Consider the following 13125-nt stretch of genomic DNA (forward strand, 5'->3'; position numbering starts at 1 on the left):
GCCGCCATCCCCGAGGGAATGGCGGCGTTTTTGCGTCGTAACCGCAGGCGGTCAGGCTGGTGCCGAGGTGCGGATCAGGTGATCGAAAGCGGCCAGCGAAGCCTTGGCGCCCTCGCCCACGGCGATGACGATCTGCTTGTACGGCACCGTGGTCACGTCACCCGCGGCGAACACACCGGGGATGCTGGTCTGGCCCTTGGCATCGACGATGATCTCGCCACGCGGCGACAGCTCGACCGTGCCCTTGAGCCAGTCGGTGTTAGGCAGCAGACCGATCTGTACGAAGATACCTTCCAGCGCCAGGTCATGCAGCGCCTCGGTGCTGCGGTCCTTGTAGCGCAGGCCGGTGACCTTCTCGCCATCGCCGATCACTTCGGTGGTCAGCGCGCTGGTGATCACCTTGACGTTCGGCAGGCTGTGCAGCTTGCGCTGCAGCACGGCATCGGCGCGCAGCTGGCTGTCGAACTCGATCAGGGTCACCTGGGCGACAACGCCGGCCAGGTCGATGGCCGCTTCCACGCCCGAGTTGCCACCGCCGATCACCGCCACGCGCTTACCCTTGAACAGCGGGCCGTCGCAGTGCGGGCAGTAGGCCACGCCGCGGGCGCGGTATTGCTGCTCGCCCGGCACGTTCATTTCACGCCAGCGGGCACCGGTGGCCAGAATCACCGTCTTGGCCTTGAGTGAGGCGCCGCCGGCCAGGCGTACTTCGTGCAGGCCGCCGTCGGTGGACGGGATCAACGCTTCGCCGCGCTGCAGGTTCATGATGTCGACGTCGTACTGCTTGACGTGCTCTTCCAGGGCCGTGGCCAGCTTCGGCCCTTCGGTTTCCTGCACCGAGATGAAGTTCTCGATGGCCAGGGTGTCGAGCACCTGGCCGCCGAAACGCTCGGCCGCAACACCGGTGCGGATGCCTTTACGCGCGGCGTAGATGGCCGCCGCGGCACCGGCCGGGCCACCGCCGACCACCAGCACGTCGAAAGCGTCCTTGGCGTTGATCTTCTCGGCCTGGCGGGCGCCGGCATTGGTGTCGATCTTGCCGAGGATCTCCTCCAGGCCCATGCGGCCCTGGCCGAACACTTCGCCGTTCAGGTAGATGCTCGGCACCGCCATGACCTTGCGGGCTTCGACTTCATCCTGGAACAGCGCGCCGTCGATGGCGACGTGGCGCACATTGGGGTTGAGCACCGCCATCAGGTTCAGCGCCTGGACCACGTCCGGACAGTTCTGGCACGACAGCGAGAAGTAGGTCTCGAAGGTGAACTCGCCTTCCAGCGCCTGGATCTGCTCGATCACTTCGGCACTGGCCTTGGAGGGGTGGCCACCGACTTGCAGCAGCGCCAGCACCAGGGAGGTGAATTCGTGGCCCATGGGGATGCCGGCGAAGCGCAGGCTGATATCAGCCCCTGGGCGATTGAGCGAGAACGAAGGACGACGGGCGTCGTTGCCGTCCGCGCTGAAGGTAATCAGGTTCGACAGGCCGGCGATCTCCACCAGCAGGTCGTGCAATTCGCGGGACTTCGCGCCGTCGTCGAGGGAGGCAACGATCTCGATCGGCTGGGTGACCCGCTCCAGGTAGGTTTTCAGTTGCGATTTAAGCGTGGCGTCCAACATACGGGCGATTCCTTTTTCAAAACTCGGATACAAAAACGCCCAGGCGAGGTCGCCCGGGCGTTTTTACGGGGCGGTAACTGCTTCAGCTTTGGCGGCTGGCTACCGCCCGCGGGGTGTACATCGACTTAGATCTTGCCGACCAGGTCCAGCGACGGTGCCAGGGTGGCTTCGCCTTCTTTCCACTTGGCCGGGCAGACTTCGCCTGGGTGGGCGGCAACGTACTGGGCAGCCTTCACTTTACGCAGCAGCTCGGCAGCATCGCGGCCTACACCACCGTCGTTCAGTTCGACGATCTTGATCTGGCCTTCCGGGTTGATCACGAAGGTGCCGCGATCGGCCAGGCCGGCTTCTTCGATCAGCACGTCGAAGTTGCGCGAAATGACGTGGGTCGGGTCACCGATCAGCGGGTACTTGATCTTGCCGATGGTGTCCGAGGTGTCGTGCCAGGCTTTGTGGGTGAAGTGGGTGTCGGTGGACACGCCGTAGATTTCCACGCCCAGCTTCTGGAACTCGGCATAGTTGTCGGCCAGGTCGCCCAGCTCGGTCGGGCAGACGAAGGTGAAGTCGGCTGGGTAGAAGAACACGACGGACCACTTGCCTTTCAGGTCGGCTTCGCTGACCTGGACGAACTCGCCGTTGTGGTAGGCGGTGGCGTTGAACGGTTTGACCTGGCTGTTGATGATAGGCATGAGAGACGCTCCTTCATGGATTGAATTTCAATGGGTTGAAATCAGTTGACGGAGAGAATCCTAACCGCTGGTCCCGTTAAAGGCTCATTGGCAAAGCTCATGCTGGCGATTGGTTTTGGCTATAAGGCGGAATTATTAATAGAAGGGATTGGGCTGAGCAAAGGATTGCGCGGGGTCAAAAGCATCGCGGGGCAAGCCCGCTCCCACGTCCGGTGATACCTGGCGTGGGAGCGGGCTTGCCCCGCGATCGAGGAAGCGCGGATCAGCGCGTCACGGTACGCATGGTCACGAATTCTTCGGCGGCGGTCGGGTGTACGCCGATGGTCTCGTCGAACTGCTGCTTGGTCGCCCCGGCCTTCAGGGCGATGCCCAGCCCCTGGATGATTTCGCCGGCATCCGGTCCGACCATGTGGCAGCCCAGGACCTTGTCGGTCTCGGCGTCGACCACCAGCTTCATCAGGGTCTTTTCCTGAATGTCGGTAAGGGTCAGCTTCATCGCCCGGAAGCGGCTTTCGAAGATCTGCACCTTGTGCCCGGCGGCCAGCGCCTGCTCCTCGGTCAGGCCTACGGTGCCGATCGGTGGCTGGCTGAACACCGCAGTCGGGATGTTCTGGTAATCGACAGGGCGATACTGCTCGGGCTTGAACAGACGCCGAGCCACGGCCATGCCTTCGGCCAGAGCCACCGGCGTCAGTTGCACCCGGCCAATCACGTCACCAATGGCCAGGATCGAAGGCTCGGTGGTCTGGAACTGCTCATCGACTCGGATGAAACCACGCGGATCCAGCTCCACCCCGGTGTTTTCCAGGCCCAGGTTGTCCAGCATCGGCCGCCGACCGGTGGCGTAGAAGATGCAGTCTGCGACCAGCTCGCGCCCATCCTTGAGGGTGGCCTTGAGGCTGCCGTCATCGAGTTTGTCGATGCGCTGGATATCGGCGTTGAACTGAAGGTCCATACCGCGCTTTTCCAGTTCTTCCTTCAGGTGCGTGCGCACCGAGCCGTCGAAGCCGCGCAGGAACAGGTCGCCGCGATACAGCAACGTGGTATCGGCGCCCAGGCCCTGGAAGATGCCGGCGAATTCCACGGCTATGTAGCCACCACCCACCACCAGTACACGGCGTGGCAATGCCTTGAGGTAGAAGGCCTCGTTGGAGGTGATCGCCAGCTCCTTGCCGGGGATGTCGGGCACCTGTGGCCAGCCACCGGTGGCGATCAGAATGGTGGCCGCCGTGTAACGCTGGCCCTCGACCTCCACTTCATTGGCGCCGGTGATCCGGGCATGTCCCTGCAGCAGGGTGACGCCACTGTTGACCAGCAAGTTGCGATAGATGCCGTTGAGACGCTCGATCTCGCGGTTCTTGTTGGCGATCAGCGTACCCCAGTCGAAATGGCCCTCCTCGAGGGTCCAGCCGAAGCCCGCGGCCTGCTCCAGCTCGTCGGCCACATGGGCGCCGTATACCAGCAGTTTCTTCGGCACGCAGCCGACGTTGACGCAGGTGCCCCCCAGGTAACGGCTCTCGGCCACCGCCACTTTGGCACCAAAGCCCGCAGCGAATCGCGCCGCGCGCACACCGCCGGACCCGGCACCAATCACGAACAGATCAAAATCGTAGGCCATGCATTCAGTCTCCTAGGCAGGCGCCCAGCATAGCGCCGTTGGCCGCCGCAAACAAAAAAGCCACCCGAAGGTGGCTTTTTCAGACATCAAGAACGACTCAGTAAGCCTTGCCGGTCTTGTAGAAGTTCTCGAAGCAGAAGTTGGTCGCTTCGATGTAGCCTTCGGCGCCACCGCAATCGAAACGCTTGCCCTTGAACTTGTAGGCGATCACACAGCCGTCCTGGGCCTGCTTCATCAGTGCGTCGGTGATCTGGATTTCACCGCCCTTGCCCGGTTCGGTTTCTTCGATCAGCTTGAAAATGTCCGGGGTCATGATGTAGCGACCGATGATCGCCAGGTTCGACGGTGCATCTTCCGGCTTGGGTTTCTCGACCATGTTGCGTACACGGTACAGGTCGTCACCAATCAGATCACCGGCGATAACGCCGTACTTGCTGGTTTCCTGTGGGTCGACTTCCATGATCGCAACGATGGTGCAGCGGTACTGCTTGTACAGCTTGACCATCTGCTTGAGTACGCCGTCACCCTCGAGGTTGACGCACAGGTCGTCCGCCAGCACCACGGCGAACGGCTCGTCGCCGATCAGCGGGCGGCCGGTCAGGATCGCGTGGCCCAGGCCTTTCATTTCGGTCTGGCGGGTGTAGGAGAACGAGCACTCGTCGAGCAGGCGACGGATGCCGACCAGGTATTTTTCCTTGTCGGTGCCTTTGATCTGGTTTTCCAGCTCGTAGCTGATGTCGAAGTGGTCTTCCAGGGCGCGCTTGCCACGGCCGGTAACGATGGAGATTTCGTTGAGGCCGGCGTCCAGCGCTTCTTCAACGCCATACTGGATCAGTGGCTTGTTGACCACCGGCAGCATTTCCTTGGGCATGGCTTTGGTAGCGGGCAGGAAGCGGGTGCCGTAACCGGCTGCCGGGAACAAGCATTTCTTGATCATATACGTCCTTAACAAGGGCTTTGCGTACGAAATTCGGCGCAGTCTAATCAGGCGGAGGTCACCTTACAATGCCCCCCGCGTCGGCCGATGCCATCATAGAGATATTCCAGTGTAGATAGTTCCGAAATGGCGTGAACATTAAGCGCCCAACGGGTAGTCGCAGGGCCGGCCCGCAGCCACGAAAGCACCGTGGCTGCGGGCTTGGCCTTTCATCGGAACAGCTCAGCCGCCGATGCCCTGGCCGATGAGTACGCCATCGACCTTTTGCCCATACAGGTTGACCCCGTCATTGGCATGGAACTTCAACCGGGTCTTCTCGATCGAGCCCTGGACCAGGCGTGGATCCTGCGGCCGTTCTTGGCGGTTGATCCAGGCCGCGACGTCCCAGGCTTGCTGATCGCTCAGGCTGCCGGGCTTGCCCAGGGGCATGTTGTACTTGATGAACGACGCCGCGGTGTTGATCCGGTGCATGCCTGCACCCCAGTTGTACGAGTCCCTACCCCACAACGGTGGCATCACGTACTCCCCGGCCACCTTCTGCCCTTCGCCGTTGCCGCCGTGGCAGATCGCGCATTGCTCGTCATACACCTGCTTGCCGCGCTTGAAGTCGTAGCCGTCCTTGGGCTTCGGTACTTCCGGGTAGCCGCGCCCGGCGATCTCCACGCCCGTCGGCGCCTGGGTCGACAGCCAGTAGGCATAGACGCTCAGCGCAGTCATCTGCGGGCTATCGGCCGCCGGCGGCCTGCCGTTCATGCTGAAGCTGAAACAGCCCTGGATGCGCTCGGCGAAGGTGTTGACCTTGTCGTTTTTCTTACGGTAGGCCGGATACATCGGGTATGCGCCCCACAGTGGCGCGGAATGCGGCATGCGTCCCTGGTCGAGGTGGCAATTGCTGCAATTCATGCCATTGCCCACCGCGTCCGGCATCAGCCGGCGGGTGTCGACGAACAGCGCATGGCCTTCACGGATCATCTTGCCGAAGGCATTGTCGGGGATCGCGCTTTCCGCGGGCGGCACGAATTGCGGGGTGACCTGTGTGCCCGGGACCTTGAGCTGGGACTGGTCTTCCATGGCGATGGGGGCGGCCTGGGCAGAGCCCATGGCCAACAGCAACAAAGCTGGCATCAGGGTTTTCATGGCTTGGCCTCCTGGCTGGCGGGTTGGGCGAAGTAGTCGGCAAGCGCCTTGACCTCGGCATCGGTCATCGCCTTGGCCACGTTGACCATGAGCTGGTTGGGGTCGTTGCTGCGGCTGCCGTCGCGCCAGGCATTGAGCTGCGCGACCAGGTAACCGGCAGGCTGCCCGGCCAACGGCGGGAAGTGCTCGCCGACACCGCTGCCTCCCGGGCCGTGGCACTGCACGCAACCGGGAATCTGCCGGCTCCAGTCGCCATAGACCGCCAAGCGGGTCACCGGGTCGGTGGCGATCTGCTGGCGGCGCGTGTCAGGGGCGGCATCGGCCGGCAGCTTGGCCAGGTAGGCGCTGACCGCTTCGATTTCCGCATCGTCCAGGGCCTTGGCCAGCGGTTCCATCACCGCCTGCTTACGGCTGCCACTGCGAAAGTCGTGCAGTTGCTTGCTCAGATAGCCGGCGGGCAAGCCGGCCAGGCGGGGAAAACCGGCGGCAGCGATGCCTTTGCCGTCCGCACCATGGCAGCCTAGGCAGGCCATGGCGGCGGGGTTCTGCCCGCCCTGGTTGAAGATTTTCTGGCCGTCGGCGGCGTGCGCCGAGGGCCAGGCCAAGATCAGCAGGCTGCCGATCACGACATGGCTCAGGGGTTTCATCACGGAGGCTCCATTTCCTTGTTATAAGCTTAGGCTCAAACGATATAAGCCCAGAAATACTAGGCCTATTCCCCGGGCTGCGACAACGTGCCGCCGGGCAGGAAAATGGCAATACGCCAGCTATTTGCCGATTAACTGAGCTGGATCAAGAACCGGAGATGCACTGGGTTGCGGAGGTACGCACATCGCCCAGGCGTAGCGGGAAGTTGTTCAAGCGCTCGTAGACTTTGATTGCACTACCGCTGCCACGCTTGTCGATGTCGAACAGCGCCGCCGGGCCCACGCCGGCGGAAAGCTTCTGCGGCACGGTCAGGCGCAGGCCATCGCCGCGTACCTCCTCCTGCAACGGATCACGCGTTTCGGCCAGCTTGCTCTTCACGCAGTCGGCATACTCGCGCGGCGTCTTGCCGGAAATCACATCCAAGGTGGCGTGGGACTGCTCGAGTTCCGTCACGCTGACGCAGCCCCCCAATGTCAACAGCGCTGCCACTACTGCCCATTTCATGTACACACTCTCCAACTTCAAAGTCATCCTCTGACCACGTCCAGGCGTTTTTGCTCCCACGTCTGGCGGAAATCTCCTTGGCTTGGCCAGCCCGGACGCAAGTGTAACCTCACATCGTGATATCTTTCGCGTTTGCAGAAACAATCCTTGCGGAGCCCCCCATGAAATTCGTACACCAGCGCGAGCACCTGAACGAGGACGACATCGTCGTCATCGAGTGCTCCCAGCGCTGCAACATCCGCCTGATGAACGACGCCAATTTCCGCAGTTTCAAGAATGGCGGCCGACATACCTACCACGGCGGCCACTTCGAGAAGTTCCCGGCAAAGATCACCGTTCCCAGCACCGGTTTCTGGAACATCACCATCGACACCGTGACCACCCGCCCGATCTCCGTGACGCGCAAGCCAACCCTGACCCACAAGATCAAGATCATTCGTCGCTCGTCGTCGAAACTCGGATGAAGCCAGCATGACCCAGACCATCAAGTACGTGATCAAGTACAAGCTCGACGGCGAACGCCGCTGGGACTTCGCCCAGATGCCCGACGCCTCCCTCGAGCAGGCGCAGGAAGCCCTGCGCAAGATCCATGGCGACGACGCCGAGAAGATCAGCGACATCCAGGTCAGCAAGGCCTTGTAGCTACGCCTGATCCCACCGCACTCAAGGAGTCGCCCATGAGCACCTGGCAAGACCGCCGCATCCTCGATCTGCTGGGCATCGAGTTGCCCATTCTCCAGGCCCCCATGGCCGGCGCCACCGGCGCTGCCATGGCCATCGCCGTGGGCAATGCCGGAGGGCTGGGTGCCCTGCCCTGTGCCATGCTCACCGCCGAGCAGGTGCGTGGCGAAATCGAGACATTCCGCGCAGCCTGCCAGGGCCCGCTCAACCTGAACTTCTTCTGCCACCAACCGCCAGCGCCCGACCTTGACCGTGATGCCCGCTGGAAGCAGGCGCTCAAGCCCTTCTACGAGGAGGTCGGCGCGGACTTCGAGGCGCCGACGCCGGTGTCCAATCGCGCGCCCTTTGATGAACAGAGCTGCCAGCTGGTGGAGGAACTGCGCCCGGAAGTGGTCAGTTTCCACTTCGGCCTGCCGGCGCCCGATCTGCTACGGCGAGTCAAGGCAACCGGGGCCATAGTGTTGTCCAGCGCCACCACGGTGGAAGAGGCGGTATGGCTGGAACGGCACGGATGCGATGCGATCATCGCGATGGGTTATGAAGCCGGCGGCCACCGTGGCATGTTCCTCAGCGACGACATCACCAGCCAGATTGGCACCTTCGCGCTGGTGCCGCAGATCGTCGATGCGGTGCGCGTCCCAGTGATCGCGGCCGGTGGGGTGGCTGATCATCGCGGCCTGGTCGCCGCCCTGGCCCTGGGCGCCTCGGCGGTACAGATCGGCACCGCCTACCTGTTCTGCCCCGAGGCCAAGGTGTCTGCGGCTCATCGCCGCGCCCTGGACAGCGCGCCCGCCAGCGACACCGCACTGACCAACCTGTTCACCGGCCGTCCGGCACGCGGCATCAACAACCGTCTCATGCGCGAGCTGGGGCCGATGAGCGCCCTCGCCCCACGCTTCCCCCTGGCAGGCGGCGCGCTGATGCCGCTACGGGCGATCACCGACCCGCAAGGCGACACCGCCTTCAGCAACCTCTGGTCGGGGCAAGCCCTGCGGTTGGGTCGGCACATGGCGGCAGGCGAGCTGACCCGCGCCATCGCCGAGCAAGCTCTGAAAAAGCTGACTCACTGATCAAGAATTTGCCCGACCCCCTCTTTCCGACGGATGGCTTATCGCTATATAGTTGCCAACATAACGATAACCCGCCGTCCTCAGGAGCCGTTCGCATGCGTATTCGCCTGTCCCACCTGGCCATCAGCACCCTGGCCACCCTTATCTCGATCAACAGCGCCCTGGCCGATGAAGTCCAGGTTGCCGTGGCGGCCAACTTCACAGCGCCCATCCAGGCCATCGCCAAGGACTTCGAGAAGGACACCGGCCACAAGCTGGTCGCTGCCTACGGCGCCACCGGCCAGTTCTACGCACAGATCAAGAACGGCGCGCCGTTCGAGGTGTTCCTCGCCGCCGACGACAGCACCCCGGCCAAGCTGGAACAGGAGAAGGAAATCGTTGCAGGCTCGCGCTTCACCTATGCCATCGGCACCCTGGCGCTGTGGTCGGCCAAGCCGGGCTACGTCGACGCCAAGGGCGAGGTGCTGAAGAAGAACGAGTACAAGCACCTGTCCATCGCCAACCCCAAGGCCGCGCCCTATGGCCTGGCAGCCACCCAGGTGCTGGACAAGCTGAAGCTGACCGAAGCGACCAAGGCCAAGATCGTCGAAGGCCAGAACATCACCCAGGCCTTCCAGTTCGTCTCCACTGGCAACGCCGAGCTGGGCTTCGTCGCCCTGTCGCAAGTCTACAAAGACGGCAAGATCAGCGAAGGCTCGGCGTGGATCGTGCCGTCCGAGCTGCACGACCCGATTCGCCAGGATGCGGTGATCCTCAACAAAGGCAAGGACAACCCGGCCGCCAAGGCCCTGGTCGACTACCTCAAAGGCCCGAAGGCCGCCGCGGTGATCAAGTCCTACGGCTATGAAATCTGATGCCCCTCGACGCCAGTGACCTGGGTGCCATCTGGCTGACCATCAAGCTGGCCAGCCTGACCACCGCCATTCTCCTGGTACTGGGCACGCCCATCGCCTGGTGGCTGGCGCGCACCCGCTCCTGGCTGCGCGGGCCGATCGGCGCGGTGGTGGCCCTGCCCCTGGTGCTGCCGCCGACGGTAATCGGCTTCTATCTGCTACTGGCCCTCGGTCCCCATGGCTGGATCGGCCAGACTACCCAGGCCCTGGGCCTGGGCAGCGTGGTGTTCAGCTTCACCGGGTTGGTGATCGGTTCGGTGGTGTATTCGATGCCCTTCGTGGTGCAGCCACTGCAGAACGCCTTCGGCGCCATCGGCCAGCGCCCGCTGGAAGTGGCCGCGACGCTGCGCGCCAGCCCCTGGGACACCTTCGTTCACGTGGTGCTGCCCCTGGCTCGCCCCGGTTTCATTACCGCCAGCATCCTCGGCTTTGCCCATACCGTCGGCGAGTTCGGCGTGGTGCTGATGATCGGTGGCAACATTCCCGACAAGACCCGCGTGGTCTCGGTGCAGATCTTCGATCACGTCGAGGCCATGGAATACAGCCAGGCGCATTGGCTGGCCGGGGCCATGCTGGTGTTCTCGTTCCTGGTGCTGCTGATGCTCTATGCCGGCCGCCGTGGCAAGGCAGGCTGGAGCTGAAATGAGCGCATCGATACGCGCGCGCCTGAAACTGGCGCGCGACGACTTCACCCTGGACATCGACCTTGACCTGCCCGGTCGCGGCATCAGCGCCCTGTTCGGCCACTCCGGCTCGGGCAAGACCTCGTGCCTACGCTGCCTGGCCGGCCTGGAACGGGCGGCCAGCGCCTATATCGAAGTCAACGGCGAGGTCTGGGAGGACAGCGCCCGCAGGTACTTCATCCCACCGCACCGGCGCCCGGTCGGCTACGTGTTCCAAGAGGCCAGCCTGTTCCCGCACCTGTCGGTGCGCGGCAACCTCGAGTTCGGCTGGCGCCGTATCGCCCCGGAGGCCCGCAAGATCAGCCAGGACCAGGCCTGCCAACTACTGGGCATCGGCCACCTGCTGGCGCGCAAGCCGGCAACGTTGTCCGGTGGCGAGGCACAACGGGTCGGCATCGCGCGAGCCCTGCTCAGCAGCCCACGGCTCTTGCTGATGGACGAACCCCTGGCTGCGCTCGACAACGCACGCAAGCGGGAAATCCTGCCATACCTTGAGCGCCTGCATGACGAACTGGATATCCCGCTGATCTACGTCAGCCATGCCCAGGACGAAGTGGCGCGCCTGGCCGACCACCTGGTCCTGCTCGAACAGGGCAAGGCGGTGGCCAGCGGGCCGATCGGCCAGACCCTGGCCCGCCTCGACCTGCCGTTGGCCCAGGGCGAGGATGCCGGGGTGGTGCTCGAGGGCGTGGTGGTGGGACACGACCCGCATTATGAGTTGTTTGACCTGCGCCTACCCGGCACGGAGGGGCAATTGCTGCGCATCGCCCACCCCGCCTTGAATGTGGGCAGCACCCTGCGCCTCAAGGTCCAGGCCCGGGACGTCAGCCTGGCATTGGCCGCCGACGGTGCGTCGAGCATCCTCAACCGCCTGCCGGTGCGGGTTCGCGAATGTCGCCCGGCGGACAACCCTGCCCATGTGCTGGTCAGCCTGGATGCCTCCGGTAGCGCCCTGCTGGCACGCATCACACGCTATTCGGCGGACCAGCTCGAGGTACGCCCGGGCCAGTTGCTGTGGGCGCAGATCAAGTCGGTGGCGCTGTTGGGCTGAGCAATGACGCGGCGGCTGCTGTCCATTGCAGCAAGAGTGCCCTCGATGGACTGCGCCGATGCCCGACTGCCCGTTGCCTGCCGCCCTGCATTATGTCGATGACACCCAGCCCGGCCTTACCCGCCGGCGCTGGCGCGACCGCTTCCACTATTTCGACGCCAGCAACCAGCGGGTACGCGATGAAGATACTCTGGCGCGCATCGCCGCTCTGGTGATCCCGCCGGCCTACACCGACGTATGGATCTGCGCCGACCCGCGAGGGCACCTGCAGGCCACCGGGCGCGATGCCCGTGGGCGCAAGCAGTACCGTTACCACGCCCAATGGCGCGAGTCCCGCGACCAGTACAAGTACGCCCGCCTGCTGGCCTTCGCCGAAGCGCTGCCGAGGCTGCGCAAGCAATTGGACGCGCACCTGGCCTGCCCGGGCCTTGGCCGTGAGAAGGTCTTGGCGCTGGTGATCAGCCTGCTCGACACCACACTGATCCGCATCGGCAACCGTCAGTACCTGCGCGACAATCGCTCCTACGGCCTGACCACCCTCGACACCCGCCATGTGCAGGTCAAGGGCAGTCGTATCCGCTTCCAGTTCCGCGGCAAGCGCGGCGTCGAACACAACGTCACCCTGACCGACCGGCGCCTGGCCGGCCTGGTCAAGCGCTGCATGGAGTTGCCCGGCCAGACGTTGTTCCAGTACCTGGACGATCAGGGACAACGCCATGGCATCGGCTCGACCGAGGTCAACCAGTTCCTCCAGCAGTTGACCGGTGCCGACTTCACCGCCAAGGACTACCGCACCTGGGCCGGCAGCAGCCTGGCGCTGAAGCTGCTCCGACCGCTGGCCTGGGAACCCGACAGCGAGGCCCGCCGCCAAGTCGCCGCCATCGTTCGCCAGGTGGCCGCGCGCCTCGGCAACACACCGGCGGTCTGCCGGCGCTGCTACATCCACCCCGCGGTCCTCGAGTACTTCCACCTTGGGCGCCTGACAGGCCTGCCCCGCGCTCGCCCGCGCAAGGGGCTGGAGACCGAGGAAGTGGCATTGCTGCGATTCCTGCAAATCCTGGAGCAACAAGACGATCATTGACGCCCACTATTTACTTCATCGAACAGAGAAATTTCCCATATCGCGTCAAGCACCCTATCCTTGCCACCGAGCACCTTGCCGGGGGGCTGCATCACCACCCAACCGGCGCCTGCAACTAAAGATCGACAACAGAATTTATCTGTCGGGGAATTACTATCCGCCGAAAGCGTCTTTAATGAGAAGGAAGAGGGACAGGCTCCCACCGCAGACCACCTGGCTCGGCGGTTTTCTACATCACCAAGGAGAATTACATGCTGATACTCACCCGCAAGGTTGGCGAAAGCATCGTCATCGACGATGACATCAAAGTCACCATTCTGGGCGTCAAGGGGATGCAAGTGAGGATCGGTATCGATGCACCGAAAGATGTCCAGGTGCATCGTGAAGAGATCTACAAGCGAATCCAGGCGGGCAGCCCTGCCCCCGAGAAAAGCAACGACGAGTAACCCGCAAGCCAACCGCATCATGCCGCACGGATGCGCCTGATCGATTGCCCGCCCATGCGGGGAGCCTCTCCTG

General features: G+C 63.6%; 15 protein-coding genes. 8 read left to right on the top strand and 7 right to left on the bottom strand.

The window, feature by feature from the left end:
- Positions 1–51: 51 nt before the first annotated feature.
- The 7 genes from ahpF to KSS90_RS16355 form a co-directional block, all read right to left on the bottom strand.
- Positions 52–1614, bottom strand: coding sequence for an alkyl hydroperoxide reductase subunit F (gene ahpF, locus KSS90_RS16325; RefSeq protein WP_217866412.1), 1563 nt, complete (start codon positions 1612–1614; stop codon positions 52–54).
- Positions 1615–1739: 125 nt separating this feature from the next.
- Positions 1740–2303, bottom strand: a complete 564-nt coding sequence (ahpC, locus tag KSS90_RS16330; RefSeq protein ID WP_023631141.1) for an alkyl hydroperoxide reductase subunit C — start codon at positions 2301–2303, stop codon at positions 1740–1742.
- 262 nt (positions 2304–2565) lie between these two features.
- The gene (gorA, locus tag KSS90_RS16335; protein ID WP_217866413.1) at positions 2566–3921 is read right to left on the bottom strand and encodes a glutathione-disulfide reductase; all 1356 of its coding nucleotides are present in this window, start codon (positions 3919–3921) and stop codon (positions 2566–2568) included.
- Positions 3922–4018: 97 nt separating this feature from the next.
- The gene (gene galU, locus KSS90_RS16340; RefSeq protein ID WP_010223914.1) at positions 4019–4858 is read right to left on the bottom strand and encodes a UTP--glucose-1-phosphate uridylyltransferase GalU; all 840 of its coding nucleotides are present in this window, start codon (positions 4856–4858) and stop codon (positions 4019–4021) included.
- A gap of 222 nt (positions 4859–5080) precedes the next feature.
- Complete coding sequence (locus KSS90_RS16345; protein WP_217866414.1) at positions 5081–5995, bottom strand: c-type cytochrome; 915 nt, start codon at positions 5993–5995, stop codon at positions 5081–5083.
- Positions 5992–6642, bottom strand: a complete 651-nt coding sequence (locus KSS90_RS16350) for a c-type cytochrome (RefSeq protein ID WP_217866415.1) — start codon at positions 6640–6642, stop codon at positions 5992–5994. The genes KSS90_RS16345 and KSS90_RS16350 overlap by 4 nt, the downstream gene beginning before the upstream one ends.
- A gap of 145 nt (positions 6643–6787) precedes the next feature.
- Entirely contained in the window at positions 6788–7147 is a 360-nt protein-coding gene (locus KSS90_RS16355) for a hypothetical protein (protein WP_217866416.1), read from the bottom strand.
- 161 nt (positions 7148–7308) lie between these two features.
- Between KSS90_RS16355 and KSS90_RS16360 the strand changes: the two genes are divergently transcribed.
- The 8 genes from KSS90_RS16360 (at position 7309) to csrA (ending at position 13052) form a co-directional block, all read left to right on the top strand.
- Positions 7309–7611: a DUF1883 domain-containing protein gene (locus KSS90_RS16360; RefSeq protein WP_046855131.1), complete on the top strand. Its 303-nt coding sequence runs from the start codon at positions 7309–7311 to the stop codon at positions 7609–7611.
- Positions 7612–7618: 7 nt separating this feature from the next.
- Positions 7619–7789, top strand: coding sequence for a hypothetical protein (locus KSS90_RS16365; RefSeq protein WP_217866417.1), 171 nt, complete (start codon positions 7619–7621; stop codon positions 7787–7789).
- Between the two features lie 35 nt (positions 7790–7824).
- Positions 7825–8898: an NAD(P)H-dependent flavin oxidoreductase gene (locus KSS90_RS16370; RefSeq protein ID WP_217866418.1), complete on the top strand. Its 1074-nt coding sequence runs from the start codon at positions 7825–7827 to the stop codon at positions 8896–8898.
- Between the two features lie 95 nt (positions 8899–8993).
- Positions 8994–9752: a molybdate ABC transporter substrate-binding protein gene (modA, locus tag KSS90_RS16375; protein WP_217866419.1), complete on the top strand. Its 759-nt coding sequence runs from the start codon at positions 8994–8996 to the stop codon at positions 9750–9752.
- Complete coding sequence (gene modB / locus KSS90_RS16380) at positions 9752–10432, top strand: molybdate ABC transporter permease subunit (RefSeq protein ID WP_217866420.1); 681 nt, start codon at positions 9752–9754, stop codon at positions 10430–10432. Before modA ends, modB begins: the two co-directional genes overlap by 1 nt.
- A 1-nt stretch (position 10433) precedes the next feature.
- The gene (gene modC / locus KSS90_RS16385; RefSeq protein WP_217866421.1) at positions 10434–11525 is read left to right on the top strand and encodes a molybdenum ABC transporter ATP-binding protein; all 1092 of its coding nucleotides are present in this window, start codon (positions 10434–10436) and stop codon (positions 11523–11525) included.
- A gap of 58 nt (positions 11526–11583) precedes the next feature.
- Entirely contained in the window at positions 11584–12606 is a 1023-nt protein-coding gene (locus KSS90_RS16390) for a DNA topoisomerase IB (RefSeq protein WP_217866422.1), read from the top strand.
- A gap of 251 nt (positions 12607–12857) precedes the next feature.
- On the top strand, positions 12858–13052 hold the full coding sequence (gene csrA, locus KSS90_RS16395) for a carbon storage regulator CsrA (protein WP_023628788.1): 195 nt from the start codon (positions 12858–12860) through the stop codon (positions 13050–13052).
- Positions 13053–13125 lie beyond the last annotated feature (73 nt).

Origin of the sequence: Pseudomonas maumuensis, from assembly GCF_019139675.1 — a bacterium.
Taxonomy (GTDB): Bacteria; Pseudomonadota; Gammaproteobacteria; order Pseudomonadales; family Pseudomonadaceae; genus Aquipseudomonas; species Aquipseudomonas maumuensis.